We start from the raw sequence: 20,244 nt of genomic DNA on the forward strand, positions 1-20,244 counted from the left end.
GGGAATACGCCGGTGGCCTGCCCGGAAGCCGCCGTCGACAAGCTCGATCCGACTGTTCACACGATTGCCAACCTTATTGCCCCCAAGCGCCATCGCCAATATGCGCAGTCAGGGCTCTTTGCTGAAAGCCGCTCGGCGGCTTTCGGCGAAAGCGGACGTTCGGCCTCATAATATTGTACGACCGCCTTTGGGTCGAGCGCCGCCACGGCTCAGATAGGGCCGGCAATGGCGGCTTTGCCCGCCTTCCAGCAAAAAGCTGCCATTCAGAAATCGACCCCATATCCGCCATAAATCCCAAATATCTTGTCCGCCAAAAGCGGACACAGTTTGAACTTATGCCTGATGTCTGGCTTTGGGAAAAATAGCGGACCGAGGGAGGCATTGCTAGGAAGCTCTGTGCACACCTCTGATTCTACTCGCCCATCAGTGGATGGCGTCCCAGGGTCCAGCCGACAAAAAAGTCGCTATCTTTCAAAGCCTCATTGGGGAGCTCGATCGCCGTCTCAAGCCGCCCAAGCAATCGGCCGAGCTGTGATTGCACATCGGGATTGGCGGTCAAACAACAGGCGTTAATCGCCGCGAAGGCCTCTGTTTGCTCGCTTTGCTGAAGACGCGACAGGTAAGCGACCATTTGTCTCCACGCATAGGCTGATTGTTTGATCGCAATTAGCTTTGCGTGGCGATGCGGGGCTTGTTGCTGAAGCTTTTTCGCAATCCACTCAAAGGAGGCAATCGCAGCCTGCTTAAAGTCGATATCGCGAAGCGGCAATTCTTCGAACACAACCGCCATATTGTGTGACGTCAGTATCATCGCCTGCTCAAGGACCATACCGTTGAATGCGACCGACCAACCTTGACCGGGACCATTCGCAGCGCGCTTAACACACAATTGATCAAAGTCGCTGGGCGATATTTTTGAGGGCAAGTTGTAGTAGCGCGCATAAAGCGTGCCTTTGAAATGCTCTGCAGCTTTGGCCGCTGCCAATCCGAAAGATTTCGAAAATCGACCCATAAATATGTCGGCGGCGATTTCGCTGACCAAAGGTGTCTCAACACCCGCACGCTTAGCGAGCCCCTGCATCTGCTCGACGACTGGGTTGGGAAACTGAACCTGCGGGAAATGCGTGATCAAGAGCGTCACTAGCCTGACGAGGAGATCGCGCTCCGGTTGCGATTTTCCGGCCCCATCTCGCTGGAATTTGGACAAAGCCGCAATCCACGGCAGTTCTTCGAGACGAACCTGCGATTCAAGATTGAGCAGCAATAGTGACCGGCGTCGATGGTACGCTTTATACGCCGAGGCAAAAGCAAAGCCGCAATGCGGATCGTCGAACTGGTCCCGGTACAGCTCGCTTGCCAAGCCGGGAAGGACAGAGCCGAGAGTTTCTGGAGAGCGAATCTGGCCTTTCTCAATTAGGGCCTCCGCATCGCCCAATTCAGACAGTCTCACTTTGCGATCAATTGACGGGGGCATGGCCACGCCGGAGCTGCCCCCGGGGCGTGCTTCGTCGCTTGCAACGGCAGCAGTGATAGCCTCAACATCCGACAAACCATCTGAAGCTTCATACTCTGCTAAGCGCTCGGTCACGATCTTGGCTAAAGCGTCATGCAGGTTGCGCACGATCTGTGCTCGCTGAGCCTGCCTGTAAGCATCGCGCTCCTCTCCCTGTCCGTATTTGGCCTTGTAGTCTTGCAGGTGCCTTTCGAGAAAACGCTCGTCTTTCGGCTCTAGTGCCTTGCCCTTGGCTAAAGTCGAAATGATATGCCGACACCGCTGAAATCGGCCGCCGGGCTCACTCCAACGCTTTGCCATATAAGCCTTGTTCGCTGCCTCGTAATCGTCGAGCCATGCGTTCGTTTGCACCATGTCCAGGGACTGATCGCGCGTATCAAGCAGGTCAATCAACCGATCATAAAGCGGCATCCAGATGGTGAGCGAGGCATTTTGTACCAAGATATCATTGCGTGGTCGAACCGCTTTTAGTGCTTTGCGCAACTGTTCAACACTGCGAACACGAAGCCCTTCGGGACGCGGATATCTGCGCGGCCTAGGATAAAATCTGATGCGGTCAAAGAAGGGTGCGACTTCGCTCAGGATACCCTTGGCCGCGCGATGATCGGAAGCGGCCAGAAGAACGACGCAGACCAGCGCCATTTCCTCTGGCGTGTCGGCTTCATAGCGTTGCTCGTCGATCCACTCGGACAGGCGCGCCAGGCCGTCGTCAGACACAAACCATGTGTTGAGTGCGCGGCGGACGGTTGCGACATCTTTGCCTTCAATACCAAGCTCTGCGCTGAGAGCTGTTTCATGGGGTAACAGAGGGCCGCCTGCGGCATAGGCACCTGTTGCAAAGCCGCCGCGCATGACTTGCGGCGTGGCCCAAGCTGGCATGCCATGAACAGGCGTACGCGACCCGATTTTCAGTACGCCGGTCAGAACGCCGGATAATACATCAGACCAGCGTCGCGCCTTTTCGTATTGGCCGCTCTCCTGCGCCTTGATGAACTGCAGGAAGGCGTATCGATCACCGGTCCAATCGTTCACGTAGCGCCCCTATTTGTGGAGGTCCGAGGGCGGGAATTGCACCCGCGCTCTCCGGGTCCAGAGCCCGGCACTTTGTCTACTAAGCTACCTCGGAACAGCGGAGCAGAAATATCCGACAAGCCTGCAGACTACAAGTCCAACAAAAGTCCGCAGCTGGGTCGTTCGTAGTCATTACGGTCGCGGTGTGGAAGCGTCCGCTTTCGCTATCTTATTTTCCAAAAGCCGCCATTCGCCTATCCACCCATCTTCGGCCATAAGCCGGGCTGACGTGCGATCCCGAAAGCGGCACGGCGGCTTCACACCGTTCGTGTAAAATTCCCGCCATTCGGCTGTCGACCCCGTTTCGGAAAGGCAGCTCACCGGGCAAGTTTCTCAAATGAGCGCCAGAGGTTATGAGTTCGATTACAATCCGGAAGTCGTTTCGGAAGCCGCGTTGTTCGTTGCCGCTGACGAGCCTCTTCTAGTATAGGAGTGTGAAGTGATGCGACCTTTCGTGACACAGCGCGGCTCCCGAGAATTACTCTAGGGCCTGGCATTTGGGCAAAAGATCGGGGTTAAGAAGGCCCTGACCGTCAGTCTGCCCAGAGCGCTTAGATCGCATCAGCAGGTGGCATTGAACTTTCGAATTTTGTCCTTTTTCAAGTGGTCGAAGCGGGTGGATTTGCGCTCTTTGGATCCGAAATTTTTCGGCACACGACAAATTTAAGGGACTCAAACACGTGACCAATCAATGCATTACGACGATTTTGGGGGCAACTTTGGGGGCAATCAATCCTTTTGAACACACATTTCATTTAAAGGACAGCCCATTGCATCGGGTAAAAGTGTCCCGTAAGCGCACCACCTTTTTTCCGCAGTTTCCCTAGGAAAATCATAGGGTCCTTTTGGAAGGCCTTTGGGCTTGGTGGGGCGGTTTTGCCTGCTGAAAAGGCTAAACCCACGGTGGACCCAAGGAATGGGCTATAAGCCCTTAGCTTTGTTGTTGCGATTCATGCGGTTGAAGGCGCTTTCAGGTCATTGCGGCTGGTGGCTAACGCCTATGTAGCTTTCCTTGCGAACCAGCCGTCCAAGTGGGTCGTGACTGGGTCAAAAGTGGGTTCAAAGCTGATGCGCTCCACCCACGGGAACTGTGTCCAGTGTTCCGCTAGGCCACGCGGCGGCGCGTAGGGACGAAGCTGGAGAGCAAGCTTACCCCTGCCTCTGCCAGCTGATGACTTTCTGGAGGAAGTTTTTCGCCTCTAGATGGCTGGAAAACCTGAAATCGAACCATTCATCATCGAACAGCAGTTCAACTGTGAACGTCTCGGTGGTCTGGTAGTGACCGGACGAGATCAACCTACCATCTGACGAATAGCTCGGCTCCACCCAGCCTGTCGATTTCGAGCTTCTCAGCTGCTTGTCTCTCAATCGTTCGAGCGGCAGAGAAATGCGCTTGTAAGAAAAAGTCCAAGGCTGGCTCAGATTTTTTTCGATCGTTCCTGAGGAATGATTGATTACGTATTTTCCAACAAAATAGCTTTTGGCCAGATGAAAGCAGTAAACCGAAGCGACGAGCAATAGGTACGCCATGATCGCCATAACAAATGAGGCGAAAAACGAATGCCTCACAAAGAGCGCGTAAATCGACCAAAGGGCGCCCGAAAAGAACATTGTACCGCAAACGACGGTTCCGATTACCCCAATTAGTAAATCGCTAAAATATCTAAACTTTTCCATTCGCCCTCAATGCTTTAAATTTGCGCCGTTAGGGTGCTCGGGCACATTGCTGCGGTCAGCCTTCCCAATCAGCCCTATCCAACTCACCCATCGCCTTCGTGATCTTCACCGTTTCCAAACTCACCGTCACCACCTTTGCCAGCAGGTCGATGCAGGGTTCCTTGTAGTCGGCGAAGCGGTAGGTGTTGAATTTGGCGGCTATGGTGGGGTCGCGGGGTTTCTTTTCCTTGTGCTGGTCGAGCACCCAGTCGATGCCGGAGCGGTTGCCGAGGCGGTATTCCCAGGCTTCGGGCGGGATCCCGGACAGCTGGGTGTCGGCGTCGATCATGATCGAGCCGGTTTCCGGATTGGACCTGAGCACCGGCTTGGGATGCGTGCCAGCGGCGCGTTTGGCGGGGGTTTCGATGCGTTGCAGGGCGAAGGGTTCGACCTGTTCGTATTCGATGTGCAGCTTCATCAGCGCCTCGCCCCATGCCGCCCACTGCGCAAAATCCGAGTAGAAGGGAATGCGCGGGAACTCGCGCTTGAGGTTCAGCGCGTATTTCTCGCGGTAGACCGGATCGTGGAGGACGGCATAGCAGTAGGCAAAGATCGCATCCTTGCTCATGCCCTTCTTGCCGTAGTGGGCGATGAACTTGTTCAGGGCCCAATCGGTGATGTTGTCGAAGCGCTCGCCGGACTTGCTGTAGCGAAAGCGAGGTAGGCACTGGTTTGCGTCGAGCGATAGCACGGTCAACGAGGGAAGCGCTGCGGTCGAAAATGGAACGAAGTCCAGCCGCCCGCCAGCCGGGAAGCAGATCAATTGATTAGACATCCCCGGTGGGGAGATCGCATCTGCGGACCCAAGTTCATCTACGTACAGGCTCGACTGATAAAGCCATCGGGTCGAAAATGGTCGATAGAGCGATAGCCTTTGCTTCTGTACGTCGAATGCCTCTCTTCGACCCTGCGACAATCGCCGCTTAAGGTTTCGCGACCACTTTATGGTATCGTCATAATCTTGTGCACTCGTCGTTGTGGCATCATAGGCATCGATAAACGACAGCATCTTACTCGAGAGATGATCGTGATTGCGGTCGTAGACCCATTCATCTCGGTTCGTCGAAACCCCGAGAGAGTAAAGCTTGAAGATAGCTCTATCGCGGCTCCCGGGCGGTGCAGCCTTTGTCGCAGCATCGGCAATAGGAAGGAAGTCGCCAAAGGCATCGTCGCCGAGATCGAGCCAGTCGCCACGTGAGCTAGGCTTTAGCTTGATAGGGGTCGCCTCGGTAAGGTTGGAAGCGGCGAGAAACGCGAGCTTGTCCTCGGCAATCTCGAGCTCTGGTCTGCGCCCGTAGGGCTCTCAAGTTCGATCCTATCGGGCGTCATCCGGTTGAGCCGCGTGATCTCAACGTGATTGAGCAGGTCAACCAGACCTTCACCTACTTAGTTGCCTTGGAGGCTGCACGGGTCCTGCTGGAGAGGCATCCTGATGCCGAAGGCTTTCTCCTTGCGCCGGGGGCTCACATGTCGATGCCGCTCGACATAATGAGCGTCGCGCCTGGCTTGGTTGGGGCCGAGACGTTTGCTGCTGTCGACCCGAGAAACAATCGGAAGCTCGCCACGGATCTTGCAAAGCTGGCACAGCACACCGAGGAGCACCGCTACGTTTTCTTTGCGTCACCTCTCTATCCGGGCCTTAAGCGTTGGGAGGCTCTCGAAGTGCCGGGCGTTCAAGTCTGGTCTGTCGCTCTCTAGGCAAGTGAGCTCTCAAACTAGGAGGCGCGGAACGGGTCTGCTTCGTGTCAGTATGCACTTGAGCGGCCACGAACCACGGACCAGCTGGCGGCGCGGTTCCTTGAAGAAGCGGGCGTCTCATCCCATCAGGCGGCTACCAGCGATTGGCTGCAAGGCTTCAGTTTTTCTCGCGATCCGACACAGCATCTCGATGCGCTGAACGCAGCACTGGCCGATCGTGTGGATTTCGCGAGAGCCTTCATTGGGGCTGTCCGCTTCTGCGTCAGCGAAGCCCCATCCAAAGGCGAAACGTTTGAACGTTCCGAACGCTTGCCGATCATCAAAGCGGCCCGAGAGTGGTCCTCTTGGGCGGTTCGCCCACCTTTAGAGTTTGTCGGCCGGATTATCGAAGGCTGGATTCTGGCACAGCACACCTACTGGAGCGTGGGGCGCGGCCTTCAAGATGCGCGTGCGAACGGCAAAACAATCCTGCGAATGCGGGTGTTCATTGACGAGGGCGGCTGGCGTTTGGCTGACGGCTTCTCCCCGGGCTCAGCGCCAAATCCAACGCCTGATCGCCTCGGCACGGCTCTAAGCTTGATGCGCGAGTGTGGCGAGTTGCCGACTGGTCTTTGAGGCCATAGGGGATCGCTTTTTGGACTAAGCGATTTGGGTCTGGCGTGGGTCGCCCCATCAAAGCGTTGCCTTCTGAACGATCGTAACCCTTGATCTCCCGGCGAACGGCGCTAAGCGAATTTGGGCAGAAATTGGGCAGCGCAGATTTCGGCATGAGTCGGGTTCTGCAAAGCCTAGAAATTCATCTAAATTACGGAAAGTAAGAGATTTTTTCGTAATGATGGGGTCACGTGTTCGAGTCACGTAAGCGCACCACCTGTGCGTTCGGTGGGCTGGCGGATGGAGGGGCTCGACGTGACCGGCCGTTTCTCTGCCAGCCTTGTCCGGTTCATCAGGAGGTCGTGACACTTGCACAGCTTGCACTCCATCACCCGCTCCTGCGCACTTTCGGTCGTCATCCCCGTCTATAACGAGGAAGCCGGGCTCGATGCGCTGGTCGGCCGTGTCACTGCGGCGGCGGGGGCGATCTTTGGCGACGATTTCGAGCTCGTGCTGGTCAACGACGGCTCGAAGGACGGCAGCTGGGCCAGGATCTGCCAGCATGCCGAGGCCGATGCGCGCATCGTCGCGATCGATCTGGCGCGCAATCACGGGCATCAGCTGGCGCTGACCGCGGGCCTGCACCATGTCCGGGGCGAACTGGTGTTCGTGCTCGATGCCGACCTGCAGGACCCGCCCGAACTGCTCGGCCCGATGCTTGCCAAGGTGCGCGAAGGCTATGACGTGGTCTATGGCCAGCGGGTGAAGCGCCATGGCGAGACCGCCTTCAAGCGCGGGACGGCTGCTCTGTTCTACCGAATGCTCGGCGCGCTGGTCGATACCCACATCCCCCGCGACACCGGTGATTTCCGCCTGATGACGCGCCGCGTGGTCGATCAATTGAACGCCATGCCGGAACGCTACCGCTTCATCCGCGGGCTGGTGAGCTATGTCGGCTTCAACCAGATCGCCTTTCCCTATGAGCGCGATGCGCGTTTTGCCGGGGAGACGCATTACCCCCTGTCCAAGATGGTCGCGCTGGCGGTGGATGCGGTCACCAGCTTCTCGACCGTGCCGCTGCGCTTCGCCTCGCATCTGGGGATGCTGTTCGGGGTGGCAGGGCTGGTGTCGCTGATCGGGATCGTGTGGGTGTGGATGGCCGGCGGGACGGTGCAGGGCTGGGCGAGCCTGGCCGCACTGATCCTCATCATGGGCAGCGTGCAGCTGCTGGTGCTGGGCGTGTTCGGCGAATATCTGGGCCGGATGTATATGGAGGCCAAGCACCGCCCGCTGTTCATCATATCCGAGGTGCGGAGCCATCCCTTGGCGGTGGCTGCCCCCGCAGAGAGCGAGGCCGATCGCGACCCGCAGAGCCCAGAGGCGATCCGTGTCGCAGGCTGAGTTCGACGCCTATGTCGACGAATATGACGCGCAGCATGCCCAGTCGGTCAGGCTGAGCGGCGAGGACCCCGATTTCTTTGCCGAATACAAGGCGAAGGAGGCCGCGCGGGTGGCCGCTGCCGCCGGGCTTGCGCCGCGCCGAATCATGGATTTCGGCGCGGGGCGCGGCAATTGCATTGCGCATCTGCAGAACGCCTTCCCTGAGGCGGCGCTGACCGCGCTCGACGTATCGGCCCGCTCGCTCACGCACTGCGCCGCGCGAGCCGTCCGCCCGCTGGAGACGGTGTGCTATGACGGGCAGACCCTGCCCTTCGCGGATGGCAGCTTCGATCTCATCTTTACCGCCTGCGTGTTCCATCACATCCCATCCGAGGATCACATCCGCCTGCTGCGCGAAATCCGCCGCGCGCTCGCGCCGCAAGGGCGCTTCGTGCTGTTCGAGCACAATCCCTGGAACCCGCTGACCCGTCACGCGGTGGCGACCTGCCCGTTCGATGTGAACGCGGTGCTGATCAGCGCGCCCGAGATGCGGCGGCGATTCCGGGCGGCGGGCTTCGGGGATGTCAGCCTGCGCTACACGCTGTTCTTCCCGGCGATGCTCGCCCCGCTGCGCCCGCTCGAGCGCGGGCTCGGCTGGTTGCCGCTGGGCGCGCAATATTGCCTCGTCGCGCGGTGAGGCGATGCTGGGGCGGGTGCTGCGGTTCGGGCTGACGGGCCTTGCCAATTCGGCGGTGGGCTGGGCGGTGATTTTCGGCGGGCTGTGGGCCGGGCTGAGCGGTCTGGCGGCCAATGCGGCGGGCTATGCCGTGGGGCTGGTGCTGTCCTTCACGCTCAATCGGCGCTTCGTCTTCGGGGTTGGCGGTAGGGTCAGCGCGCGCGAGGTGATCCGCTTCCTCGCCGCTTTCGCCATCGCCTACGGCGCGAATGTCGCGGTACTGGTGGCGGCACAGAGCGTGCTGGGGGCCGACAGCCCCTGGGCGCAGCTGCCCGCGCTGGCGGCCTATATCGTAATCTTCTTCGTTCTATCGCAGTTCTTTGTCTTCAGGCCGGCCGCTTCCGAATGACCCTTGGAACCCCACTCGCCAGCGTGCCCTCCGGCGGCGCGCAGCCGCCCCTTGGCCTGCTCGATCGCTGGCCGGTGTGGCTGGCGATCGGGCTTGTCACCATTCTTCCGCTGCTGCTGGTCGACTTTCCACCGCTGGTCGATCTCTACGGCCATCTCGGGCGCTATGCGGTGCAGACCGAGCTCGACACGCGGCCTGCCTTGCAGCCGTTCTACTCCTACGAATGGCGGCTGATCGGCAATCTCGGCGCGGATATCCTGATCGAGATGCTGCACCCCTTGCTGGGTCTCGAGCCATCGGTGCGCGTCGTGGTGATCCTCACCCAGCTTCTGGGCGCGGCGGGTCTGCTGGCGATCAGCCGCGCGGTGCATGGCCGCGTGTCGCCCTTTGCGGTGATGGCGATCCCGCTGCTCTACGGCTATCCCTTCAACTACGGCTTTCTCAACTACGCGCTGAGCATGGCGCTGGCGATGCTGGCCTTCGCGCTGTGGTTGCGGCTGCACCATGAAGGGCGCGGGTTTGGCGCGCGCGTGTGGCTGGGCGTGGCGGGCGCGGCGATCTGGGTTACGCATACCTATGGCTGGGCCTTTCTCGGCCTGCTGACCGGGTCGGCGATGCTGGCCGAGGTTGCCCCGACCCTGCTCAAGCGGCCTCTGGCGGCGGTGGGACGGATCGTGGGGATGTGCTGGCCGCTGCTGCTGCCGATCATCCCGATGGTGATCTGGCGCGCCGATGCCACCGGGGTCGCCGCGTCGGAATGGTCGCTCGATTTCAAGTGGCTGTGGGTGATGTCGACGCTGCGGACCGAGTGGTGGGCGCTCGATGTCGGGGCGCTGGCGATCATCACGGGCGCGGTGCTTCTGGCGCTGCTGTGCTGGCGCGCGTTCCGGTTCGACCCGCGCATCGGGATCGCGGCGCTGCTGTGCTGTGCGGTGTTCCTCGCCTTGCCGTTCCGGGTGTTCGGATCGGCCTTTGCCGACATGCGGCTGGTGCCCTACGCCCTTGCGCTGGCGTTGGTGACGATCGCGCCCGCCCGCCTAGGCCCTGCGATGCTGCGGGTGGTGACGGTGCTTGCGGTCGCCTTCTTCGCCGGACGCATGGCGATCACCGGCGCCGCCTATGTCGAGCAGGGCCGCAAGGTGGAGGCTGCGCTCGCGGCGCTGGGCCCGGTGCCCGATGGCGCGCGGATCGCCTTTTTCGTCGTGAAGTCCTGCGGTGCGCGCTGGCCGATGCCGGTGCTTGATCACGTCGGCGGTGCGGCGATCGCGCGGCGCAATGCCTTCGTCAACGACCAGTGGCAGCAGCCCGGCGTCAACCCGATGACGGTGCATTACCCCGCCGCCGAACCCTTCGTGCGCGACCCCTCGCATCTGGTGCAACCGGAGGGATGCACCATGATCGGTCGCCCCAAGCTGAGCGAAGCGCTGGCCCGGCTGCCGCTCGATGCCTTCACCCACGTCTGGATCGTCGGCGAATATGCCGAGCCGCTTGCCGTGCCCGGGCGGCTGACGCGGGTGCCTGTCGACGGCAGCGGACTGCTCTACACGGTCGCGCCGCGATAAGCGCTGCCGCGCACCAGTTGGCCGGGGCGTGCGCCGGTGGACTGGTCGAAGCGGCGGATGACCTCGCCCGCCACCATCGTCGCTTCGTAGCCGGTCGCGCGCTGGTGCAGCCGCCGCCCGCCCGCAGGCAGATCGCGCACCACTTCGGGCAGGTGGAGGCTCAGGCGGTCGAGGTCGATCACGTTGAGGTCGGCCCGGCCACCGACGCGCAGCACGCCCCGGTCATGCAGCCCCACCGCGCGCGCGGCCTTCTGCCCCAGCATGTGCACCGCCTCGCCCAGCCCCAGCTTGAGCGGGCCGCTGCCGGTGACGAACTGGGTCAGCAGATAGGTCGAATAGCTGGCATCGCAGATCGCGCCGTAATGCGCCCCGCCATCGCCAAGCCCGGGGACGCAATGCGGATGGCGCAGCATTTCGTGCGCGCTGTCGAGGCTGGCGTTCTCGTAATTGCCGAGCGCGGCGAGGAACAGTCCGCGCCCCTCGGTTGCCAGCAGGCGGTCATAGGCGACTTCCTGCGGGGTGCAACCGCGCGCCTCGGTTTGGCCCGCCATGCTCATATGCGCAGGCGGGGCATAGTCGGGCGGGTCGTCAAGCGGGAACAGCCAGCGCCAGTTGCGTGCCAGCTCGTTGAAAGGGTGGCCGGGGGTGAAATCCTCGGCAAGCAGCGCGGCGCGCAAGGAGGGATCGCGCATCGCGGCGACCTGCTCGGGGACCGGAAGATGCGCGATCTTTGCCCACGAAGGGCACAGCACGAAGGGATGTACTGTGAGTTCCAAGCCGGCGATCAGGCCGATCGGGCGCGGCATCACCTGCGCATGGGCGACGCCGCCTGAAGCATTGGTCGCCTCCAGCATCTCCAGCACCCGCCGCCAGCGCGGCGGGCCCTCATTGCCCGAGGCGAGCGTGAAGGTTGCCGGACGGCCGCTGGCGGCGATCATCCGCTCGATCACGGGATATTCCTTGTCCCATCCCACAAAGGCATCGAGCACGACCTGAAAGGTGCCCGCCCCGGCATCCGCCATTCCGCGCCCGATCGCTTCCAGTTCGGCGAGATCGGTGTCGAATGTCGGGATCGCATCGCCGCTGGCGGCCTTGTGAATGCTGAGCCGCGAGGTCGCAAAGCCGATCGCGCCCGCGCGCAACGCCTCGGCGGTGAGGCGGCGCATCAGCACGAGATCATCCTCGGTGGCCACCTCGCGCGCCGCGCCGCGCTCGCCCATGGCATAGACCCGTAAGGGGGAGTGGGGCAGGTAGGTCGCCACGTCGATGTCGCGCTTCCCGGCGGCCACCGTGTCGAGATATTCGGGGAAGGTCTCCCAGTTCCAGTCCAGGCCCTCGGTCATCACCACGCCGGGGATGTCCTCGACGCCCTCCATGACGTTGATGAGCATCGCGTGATCGCTCTTGCGGCAGGGCGCGAAGCCGACGCCGCAATTGCCCATCACCGCGGTGGTGACCCCGTGGGCGGAGGAGGGGGAAAGCTCCTCGGCCCAGATGCACTGGCCATCGTAATGCGTGTGAACGTCGATGAAGCCGGGGGTGACGATCTTGCCCTTCGCGTCGATCTCCTCCGCCCCGCGCCCGAGGCCCCTGCCAATGGCGGCGATGCGCCCGGCGCGAACGGCGACATCGCCTTCGATCAGCGCGCCGCCCGTGCCATCGGCAATCGTGCCGTCGCGGATCACCCAGTCGTAATCGGCCATGGTTTCTCCCGTCCTCTCTCGCCCCGGATGATGCGTGAGGGGGGGATGGGCGGCAAGTGCCACTTTTACCGAAATGGCGGCGGGGCTAGGGTAGGGCGATGAAGCAAGGCCTCGCCCGTCCCGTCCGTGTCGCCCTTGCCGGAGCGAGCGGGACGATCGGGCAGGCGGTGGAAATGCAGCTGGCGGCAGAGGGCCATGCGGTGACCGCGCTCTCCCGCGCGCAGCTGGCAGACCCGCAAGCGCTGGCGGCGGCGCTTGGGGAGGCGCGGGCCGAGGTCGTGATCTCCTGCATCGCCTCACGCTCGGGCGCGCCGAAGGATGCCGAGGCGGTCGATTACCGCACCAATGCCGCGCTGCTGGCGGCGGCGCAGGGCGCTGGAGTGCGGCAGTTCATCCTGCTCTCGGCAATCTGCGTCCAGAAGCCGCGCCTCGCCTTCCAGCGCGCCAAATTGCGGTTCGAGGCGGAGCTGGCGGCGAGCGGGATCGGCTACACCATCGTCCGGCCCACGGCGTTCTTCAAATCGCTCTCCGGGCAGGTCGCGCGGGTCAAGGCGGGCAAGCCCTTCCTGATCTTCGGCGACGGGAACCTCACGCGCTGCAAGCCGATCAGCGACGGCGATCTGGCGCGGTTCATCACCGGGTGCATCGACAATCCCGAAGCGCTCGGGCGCATCCTCCCCATCGGCGGCCCCGGCCCGACGATCTCCTTGCGCGATGCGGGAGAGCTGCTGTTCTCCGCCGCAGGCAAGCCGCCGCGCTTCACTTCGATTTCGCCGGGAATGTTCACCCATGCTGCCCGCGTACTGGGGATGGGCGCGGGGTTTTCGGGCTGGTTGGCCGAGAAGGCCGAGTATGCCCGCATCGCGCATTACTACGCCACCGAATCCATGCTGGTGATCGACCCGGCGACGGGGGAGTATTCCGCCGACCTCACCCCCGAATTCGGCACCGAAACCCTCGCCGATCACTACCGGCACCTGCTGGCGGCGGATTAAAGCGGATCGACCCGCCAGCCTGCGGGGCCGAGTGTCACGCCGAGGTGGGGGACGGACACGGGCGCTGCGGCATAGTTGAAGGTGAAGGCGTGGCTCTGCGTACGGCGGATGCGGATGCCTTCGGGCAGGGGGGTGAGCGTGACGCCCGCCTCCTCGGCCATGCGCTCCACCAGCAGCGCCAGCAACGCGCGCTCGGGCCAGATCGCGCAATAGCGAGTGTTGCCGTTGCGCCAGACCACGCCCCGGCCTGCGCTGTCCGACAGTTCGGGGGCGAGGTCGCTCGCCACATCCTCGCGCCAGCGAGTGACGGCGAAGCTCTCCGCGGGTTCGGCGATGCCGTCGCGCAAGGATTCGACGCGGGTGACGGTGAGCGGGACCGCGGCTTTGAGGTCGCCCGGCGCAAGGCCTTCGGGAATGCAGAAGCTGCGCGTCTTGCTGCCCGAACGCGGCCCAAGCAGCACCGGGCATTCGAGCGCCGCCAGCCTCCGGGCAAAGCCTTCGGGCACAATGGGGAGCGTCGGCACCACCACCATGCGATAACCGCTGAGGTCGGCCTCGGGCGATAGGATGTCGACATCCAGCCCCCTGGCCCGGAGCGCCGAATAGCATTCGAACACCAGTTCGAGATAGCGGAAGCTCGCCCCCTGCGGCTGGATGCCGATCACCCACGCCGCTTCATAGGAGAACACCAGTGCGACCGGGGCCGGCGCGGTGGCCTGCGGCCCGATTGCGGCGAGCACCTCGGCGGCGGCGCGCACTTCGGGTGCGGCCTCGGCCTCGGTGCTGTCGGGGCGCAGAAGGCCTGCGTGCATCTGCTCCTGTGCGAAGGGCGCCTGCCGCCAGCGGAAATAGCTCGTCAGTTCCGCCCCGTGCGCGCAGGCTTCGAGCGTCCACAGCGCGACCATCCCCGGCAGCGGTGCGGGATTGAAGCGCGCCCAGTTCACCGGGCCGGGCTGCTGCTCCATCACCCCCCAGCGCGCGCCTTTGGTGCAGCCCCGGTAGAGGTCGTGGTGAAAGGCGGCGATATCGGGGTGGCCTTGCCTGAGGTAGGCGGCTTTCTCCTCGGAGGAGAACCAGAACTGTTCGAGGAACCCCAGCGGATAGGAGTCCCACGTCGCCACGTCGATATCGCGGCCCACGGCGTGATGATCGAACTCGGTGAAGAAGCCCATGAAGTTGTGGGTTATGTCCCGTCCCGGTGAATGGGCGCGGATGATATCGACCTGCTCGCGGTTGAAGCTCGCCACCTGATCCGAGGCGAAGCGGCGGTAATCGAGCCAGTGCGCGGGGTTCGCCTCGGTGACGGTCAGATGCGGCGGGTCGACTTCGCTGAAGCTGCGGTATTCCATGCTCCAGAAGACATTGCCCCATGCGGTGTTGAGCGCTTGCGGGGTGCCGTAACGTGCCGCCAGCCACCCGCGGAAGGCGCTCGCCGCCGCAGCCGAGAAGCTCAGCACGGTGTCGTGGCAGCCATATTCGTTGTCGGTCTGCCACATCGCGATGGCGGGATGCTTGCCGTATCGCTCGGCCAGCGCAGTGACGATCCGGCGGCATTCTGCGCGGTAGCCTTCGTGGCTGAAGCAATAGTGCCGCCGCGAGCCGAAACCCCTCGGGCGTCCCTGTTCGTCGATCGCCACCATGTCGGGCATCCGGTCCACCAGCCACTTGGGCGGGGTCGCGGTCGGCGTGCCGAGGATAACCTTGAGGCCTGCTGCGTGGAGCGTCTCGATCGCGCGGTCGAGCCAGGCCCAGTCGTAGCGCCCCGGCTCGGGCTCGATCCGGCTCCAGGCGAATTCGCCGATGCGCACAAGGGCGAGGCCCATCTCGCGCATCCGCCGCGCATCCTCGGCCCATATGTCTTCGGGCCATTGTTCCGGATAGTAGCAGCAGCCCAGTTTCATGCGGGGAGCCTCTCCAAAGCGATCAGCCACGCGGTTTCGGGGTGGGTGAGGGGGAGGGCGAGGCCCTGCGTCATCAGCGCGATGCCGCTGAGCGTCAGGCCCTCGCGCCATTGGTCGGCGTTTGCGAGGTAGCGGCGCGCCTTGCCCGGCCAGGGCTCGGGCAGGGATACGCGGTAGCGCGCCTCAGGCTCCAGCCCGGCGAGGCGCAGCGGCGCGGCATCGAACACCGGCGAAAAGGCGGTCTGTGCGGCAAGCGCCAGAGCCTTATCCTGATGCGTCACCATCATGGCGGTCACGTTCGGGTCGGGGTGCGCCAGCCGCCACAGCGCGCCTTCATGCAGTACCCCGCGCCACGCCTTGTAGAGCGCGATATGCGCAGCGAGGCATTCGCGCTCGGCCTCGGTCATGCGGGCGGGATCGGCCTCCACCCCCATATGCCCGAACAGCGCCACCTTGGCGCGGAAGTCCATCGCCAGCCGCCGTCCGGTGATCGGATTGGGCGAGGGGCCGACATGACTGCCCAGCACTTCCAATGGCAGGAACTGGTTCCATGCCGGGATGATCCGCAGCCGCTCGATCGCGTCGTTGTTGTCGGACGGCCAGACGCGGTGGACGCGGCAGAGCAGGGCGAAATCGATCCGCCCTCCGCCGCTCGAGCAGCTTTCGATCTCGACGTGGGGGTGGGCTTCGCGCAGGCGATCCAGCACATGGTTGAACCCCAGCGTCTGCCACAGCGCCTTGCCCGCAGTGGGGAAGAGGTCGCGGTTGTGATCCCACTTGAGATAGGCGATCGCATTCTCGCGCAGCAGCGTATCGAGCCGCGCGATCAGATATTCGCGCACTTCGGCCCGCGAGAGGTCAAGCGCCAGCTGGCCGCGCATCGTGGGCCGCTCGCGCCCTTCGATATGCAGGCACCAGTCGGGGTGCTGGCGGTAGAGGTCGCTGTCGGGGGAGACCATCTCCGGCTCCACCCACAGGCCGAAATCCATGCCGAGACCGTGGACATGGTCGATCAGCGGGGTGAGGCCGTTGGGGAAGACCTCGGGCGAGACGACCCAGTCGCCGAGGCTGCTGGTGTCGTCCCTCCTTCCGCCGAACCATCCGTCATCCAGCACGAAGCGCTCGATGCCCAGCGCCCCCGCGTCATCGGCAAGGCGGGTCAGCGCGGGCTCGGACAGGTCGAACCCCAGCGCCTCCCACGAATTGAGGTGAACCTTGCGCGGGCCCCAGTCCTTGCGGCCGGGGAGCGCCTCGGCGCGCAGGTAGGCGTGGAGGCGCTGCGCCAGCGTGGAGCGGTCGGCGGCAAGGGCGAACACCGTCCGCGGCGTAGCTGCCACCGATCCTGCCGGAAAGGTGGAAAGCGCATGGGGCTGCGCGGCAGCCATTTGCAGCACGGCGCGGCCATCGTCGCTGCCCTCGTTGTCGCATTCGATCCGCGTGTCGCAATCGCCGCTGAAGGCGAGGTGGGCCGCGAGCACCGCCTCGCTTTCGCGGTCGTGCAGGATCAGCCAATTGGCCCCGCCGAACCCGGGCTTGCCGCGCGCCGAAGCTCGCGCGAAGCCATCGGGGGCAAGCGGGCGGCGGTGCTCGCGCATCTCGCCCGCCCAGCGCCCGGCGAAGGTGGTGAGATCGGTGAAGCGTCGCGGCACCGGGAGCGCGGGCGCTGCGAAGCGCTCGAGCTCGAGATCGGACTCGTCATGATTGACCAGCACGGCATGGGTTTCGATCACGCCCGCTGCGGCGATGCGCCAGTTCATCGACAGGCTGATCGCGAGAGCATTGTCGGTGAAGGTGACGTCCAGACTATCTGGCGCGAGCTGCCAATTGCTTGCACGAAAATCGGTTTCCAGAGCCACTCCGCCGCGTCGCAGCACGATCGCGGGCGTGCCGCCCCATCCAAGCTTGCGCTCGGGCAGCAGCCCCGGCACCGGCGGCACATCGGGCTGGCTTTCGTGCCGCCCGCGCGCCGTGGCAGCGGCAAGCGCGGCGAGGTCTTCGCCTTCAGGCAGGCGCGCGCCGAGATACACGAGGTCGGCCGTCCCGCCCTCTTCAAGCGCGAACACCAGCGTCAGCGCCTCGCCATCAAGCCGCACGTGTTCCAAGCAGGCCTCGCTCCCCGGCACCGGTGATGAACATCGCCCGCAGGCTTGCCGGTTCCTCGCCGATGCGCTGTAACCGCGCAAAAGGAGAGGGGGAAGCGCGCAAATGGACGAGGCCATGCCGACCGGGAGCGTCGTCCAGATCGCGGTGTGTCTCGGCCTGACCGCGCTGATCGGCCTCGCCACATGGCTCACCATCCGGCGCGATCGCCACGATGGTTCGAGGAAGGACGTCTACCTAGCAGGCGGCAAGCTCAGCTGGCTGTTCGTCGCAGGCTCGATCACCCTCACCAACCTCTCCACCGATCAGCTGGTGGGCATGAACGGCAACCAGATGCTGCTGCTGGCGTGGTGGGAAATCGCCGGTTTCGTCGGCCTTGCGATCCTCGCCTTCGTGTTCGTGCCGATCTATTACCGCGCGGGCTGCACCACCGTCACCGAACTGCTCGAACAGCGCTATGGCGGCAGGAGCATCCGGACGCTGATCGCCGGCCTGTTTCTGGCCGGGAACGTGCTGATCTACCTTCCGGCGGCGCTCTATTCGGGGAGCCTGTTCATGCAGTCGCTGTTCGGCGAGGGTGTGCCGCTGCTCGCCTTTGCCGTGATGCTCGCCGCGATTGCCGCCGCCTACGCCATACTCGGCGGGCTGAGGGCGGTGGCGGTGATGGACACCTGGTCGGGCATCGGCATCCTCGGCCTTGCCATGCTGATCGTGGTGCTGGGGCTGGCGGCGGTGGATTGGGACATCGTCAGCGGCGTCCCGGCGGAGCGGATCACGATGGTCGGCGGACCGGATAGCCCGATCCCCTGGCCGACGCTGCTGACGGGGATGATCTTCATCCAGATCTTCTACTGGTCGACCAACCAGAACCTGACGCAAAAGGCGATGGCCGCCCCCACCATCCGCGAAGCGCAGAAGGGGGTGATGGTGGCCGCGCTGATCCGTATCCTGATCGTTCCGCCGATCGTGGTGATCCCCGGCATCGTCGCCTTCAAGCTGTTCGGCGTGGTGGGCGACAAGGCCTATGGAATGCTCGTCGCGCAGATCCTGCCACCGTGGCTCTCGGGCGCCTTTGCCGCGATGGTCGCCGCGGCGGTCATCACCACCTTCAGCGCGGTGCTCAATTCCTCGGTGGCGCTCTATGCGGTCGATTTCCACGAGCAGTTCATCGGCGAGGTGACAAATCACTGGAAGCTGTCGGCGACGGTCTGCACCGTGCTGACGGCGACCGCGGTGTTGCTGGTGCCGATGTATCAGAACGCCACCAGCATCATCAATCTGCTCCAGCAATTGAACGGCCTCCTGTCGATGCCGATCCTCAGCGCCTTTGTCGCCGGGCTGCTGTTTCGCGGGGTAGCCGCCCCGGCGGCGATTGCGGGAGTGGTGTGGGGCGTGGCGCTCTACGGGTTGTTCACCTTCCACCTTTCGCCCGCCGGAATCGTCACGATGCATTACATCCACTTCATGGTGGTGACGCTGGTGACGAGCGTGATCGCGGCGCTCGCCTTCAACCGGCTGGCGCTGGGCGGGCGGGCGGTGTTTGCTCCCGGCGCGCTGCTGCGGCCTGCGCGGGGCTGAGCGCCGCGCCTTCGCCCGCCATGACGCGCCGTCAAATGTTGCAAACATGTTGCCTTGTGTCAGCGCCTTGTTGCATGGGGCGAAGTGGTTGGGAGGGACGCACCCCTGTTGGATCGCCGCGACAGACTGATTGCCCGCGCCAGGCAGGGCTACCGGCTTGCCTATGGGGTCGAGCCGAGTCGGTTCGTTGCCGCGCCCGGCCGGATCAATCTGATCGGCGAGCATGCCGACTACACCGATGGCTACGCGCTCGCCTGCGCCATCGACCGCGAGTCCATCGTCGCGATCGGCCCGCCCGCACCCACCACCCGGGAAAAGCTGTTCGAGGCGGTCGCGCTCGACATGGGCGACATGGCCAGCGCGCGCGACCGGTTCGATCTGCTCGCGCCGATCCGTCCGGGGGAGAACAACTGGCAGAACCACGTGCGCGGCGTGGTGCAGGCGCTGGGCCGCTATGGCCAGCGGGTGCGGCCGATGCGGATCGCGATTTCGGGCGATGTGCCGATGGGGACGGGCCTGTCATCCTCGGCGGCGTTCGGGGTGGCGGTGGCGCTGGCCTGTTCGGACTATTGCGGGTTCGGCCTCTCGCCCGACCTGCTGGCCAAGGCGGCGCAACTGGCGGAGCAGGACTTTGCCGGTCACGCGGGCGGGATCACCGCGCAGCTGACTTCGGCCGCCAGCACCGCCGGGCACGCCCTGCTGGTCGATTGCCGCAGCCTCGATCACATGGCGATCCCGATCCATCCGGATCTGGCGATCACCGCGATCGACACCGGCCTCCGGCGCGATCCCGCCATCGATATCGTCGCCGCGCGCCGCGCCGAATGTGCGGCGGCGGCGGAGCATTTCGCGGTCAAGGCGCTGCGCGACATCGAGGCGGCGACGCTGCTCGATGCCGATGCCAGCCTCGATCCGGTGTTGCTGGCGCGCGCGCGCCACGTCGTGGGCGAGGCCGCGCGGATCGAATGGATCGGCGAAGGGTTGGTGCGCGGCGATACCGCGCTGCTCGCCGATGTGATGCGCGAGGCGCACCTTTCGCTGTCGCAGGATTTCGCGGCATCCCTGCCGCAGATCGATCAGCTGGCGGAACTGGTCGCCGATGCGCTCGGCGATGCGGGGGGTGTGCGGTTGTCGGGCGCCGGGCTCGGCGGATGTCTGGTCGCGATCAGCCATGCGGATGCGACCGGCGCCATCGATGAGGCGATCGCCCGCTACAACCGCACCGCCACGGGCCTGCCCGCGCGTGCCGAGCGGCTCCAGCCCTCCGCCGGGGCGGCCCCGATCGAGCTCGAATGATCGCGAAGCGCGCGCTCAGAGGTGATTTACAGATATAAAAATATCTTTATAT

The 20,244-nt window shown here is 63.8% G+C and carries 16 protein-coding genes and 1 tRNA gene; 10 read left to right on the forward strand and 7 right to left on the reverse strand.

Annotated features, from left to right (window positions below):
• The first annotated feature begins 12 nt into the window (after positions 1-12).
• Positions 13-171 carry a hypothetical protein gene (locus E2E27_RS18665; protein WP_181443590.1) on the forward strand — a complete coding sequence of 53 codons (159 nt, stop codon included), beginning with the start codon at positions 13-15 and terminating at the stop codon, positions 169-171.
• A gap of 241 nt (positions 172-412) precedes the next feature.
• On the opposite strand, the gene E2E27_RS06005 is transcribed toward E2E27_RS18665, so the two are convergent.
• From E2E27_RS06005 to E2E27_RS06020, 4 genes are all read right to left on the reverse strand, one after another.
• The gene (locus tag E2E27_RS06005) at positions 413-2,545 is read right to left on the reverse strand and encodes a hypothetical protein (RefSeq protein WP_141458109.1); all 2,133 of its coding nucleotides are present in this window, start codon (positions 2,543-2,545) and stop codon (positions 413-415) included.
• Between the two features lie 21 nt (positions 2,546-2,566).
• Positions 2,567-2,639: transfer RNA gene (locus E2E27_RS06010), tRNA-Gln, on the reverse strand.
• Positions 2,640-3,733: 1,094 nt separating this feature from the next.
• Positions 3,734-4,261, reverse strand: coding sequence for a hypothetical protein (locus E2E27_RS06015; RefSeq protein WP_141458111.1), 528 nt, complete (start codon positions 4,259-4,261; stop codon positions 3,734-3,736).
• A gap of 55 nt (positions 4,262-4,316) precedes the next feature.
• Positions 4,317-5,573: a type ISP restriction/modification enzyme gene (locus E2E27_RS06020; protein WP_181443647.1), complete on the reverse strand. Its 1,257-nt coding sequence runs from the start codon at positions 5,571-5,573 to the stop codon at positions 4,317-4,319.
• A gap of 80 nt (positions 5,574-5,653) precedes the next feature.
• On the opposite strand from E2E27_RS06020, the gene E2E27_RS06025 reads away from it, so the two are divergent.
• From E2E27_RS06025 to E2E27_RS06050, 6 genes are all read left to right on the forward strand, one after another.
• Positions 5,654-5,998 (forward strand): hypothetical protein, encoded by a 345-nt coding sequence (locus tag E2E27_RS06025; RefSeq protein WP_141458114.1) that lies wholly within the window; start codon positions 5,654-5,656, stop codon positions 5,996-5,998.
• A 219-nt stretch (positions 5,999-6,217) separates the two neighbouring features.
• Positions 6,218-6,613, forward strand: coding sequence for a hypothetical protein (locus tag E2E27_RS06030; protein WP_234036210.1), 396 nt, complete (start codon positions 6,218-6,220; stop codon positions 6,611-6,613).
• 357 nt (positions 6,614-6,970) lie between these two features.
• Positions 6,971-7,993: a glycosyltransferase family 2 protein gene (locus E2E27_RS06035; RefSeq protein WP_199799093.1), complete on the forward strand. Its 1,023-nt coding sequence runs from the start codon at positions 6,971-6,973 to the stop codon at positions 7,991-7,993.
• Complete coding sequence (locus tag E2E27_RS06040; RefSeq protein ID WP_141458118.1) at positions 7,980-8,669, forward strand: class I SAM-dependent methyltransferase; 690 nt, start codon at positions 7,980-7,982, stop codon at positions 8,667-8,669. The genes E2E27_RS06035 and E2E27_RS06040 overlap by 14 nt, the downstream gene beginning before the upstream one ends.
• A 16-nt stretch (positions 8,670-8,685) precedes the next feature.
• Positions 8,686-9,057: a GtrA family protein gene (locus E2E27_RS06045; protein WP_181443591.1), complete on the forward strand. Its 372-nt coding sequence runs from the start codon at positions 8,686-8,688 to the stop codon at positions 9,055-9,057.
• The gene (locus tag E2E27_RS06050) at positions 9,054-10,619 is read left to right on the forward strand and encodes a hypothetical protein (RefSeq protein ID WP_141458122.1); all 1,566 of its coding nucleotides are present in this window, start codon (positions 9,054-9,056) and stop codon (positions 10,617-10,619) included. Before E2E27_RS06045 ends, E2E27_RS06050 begins: the two co-directional genes overlap by 4 nt.
• Here E2E27_RS06050 and E2E27_RS06055 read toward each other — a convergent pair.
• Entirely contained in the window at positions 10,598-12,322 is a 1,725-nt protein-coding gene (locus E2E27_RS06055; protein WP_141458124.1) for an N-acyl-D-amino-acid deacylase family protein, read from the reverse strand. The genes E2E27_RS06050 and E2E27_RS06055 overlap by 22 nt on opposite strands.
• A 98-nt stretch (positions 12,323-12,420) precedes the next feature.
• Between E2E27_RS06055 and E2E27_RS06060 the strand changes: the two genes are divergently transcribed.
• On the forward strand, positions 12,421-13,317 hold the full coding sequence (locus tag E2E27_RS06060; protein WP_141458125.1) for an NAD(P)H-binding protein: 897 nt from the start codon (positions 12,421-12,423) through the stop codon (positions 13,315-13,317).
• Here E2E27_RS06060 and E2E27_RS06065 read toward each other — a convergent pair.
• Entirely contained in the window at positions 13,314-15,218 is a 1,905-nt protein-coding gene (locus E2E27_RS06065) for a beta-galactosidase (RefSeq protein WP_141458127.1), read from the reverse strand. The genes E2E27_RS06060 and E2E27_RS06065 overlap by 4 nt on opposite strands.
• Entirely contained in the window at positions 15,215-17,311 is a 2,097-nt protein-coding gene (locus tag E2E27_RS06070) for an alpha-galactosidase (protein ID WP_234036299.1), read from the reverse strand. The genes E2E27_RS06065 and E2E27_RS06070 overlap by 4 nt, the downstream gene beginning before the upstream one ends.
• A gap of 112 nt (positions 17,312-17,423) precedes the next feature.
• Between E2E27_RS06070 and E2E27_RS06075 the strand changes: the two genes are divergently transcribed.
• Positions 17,424-18,896, forward strand: a complete 1,473-nt coding sequence (locus E2E27_RS06075; protein ID WP_234036211.1) for a sodium:solute symporter family transporter — start codon at positions 17,424-17,426, stop codon at positions 18,894-18,896.
• Between the two features lie 108 nt (positions 18,897-19,004).
• Positions 19,005-20,192, forward strand: a complete 1,188-nt coding sequence (locus E2E27_RS06080; protein ID WP_181443593.1) for a galactokinase — start codon at positions 19,005-19,007, stop codon at positions 20,190-20,192.
• Positions 20,193-20,244 lie beyond the last annotated feature (52 nt).

The organism is Porphyrobacter sp. YT40, from assembly GCF_006542605.1.
GTDB lineage: Bacteria > Pseudomonadota > Alphaproteobacteria > Sphingomonadales > Sphingomonadaceae > Erythrobacter.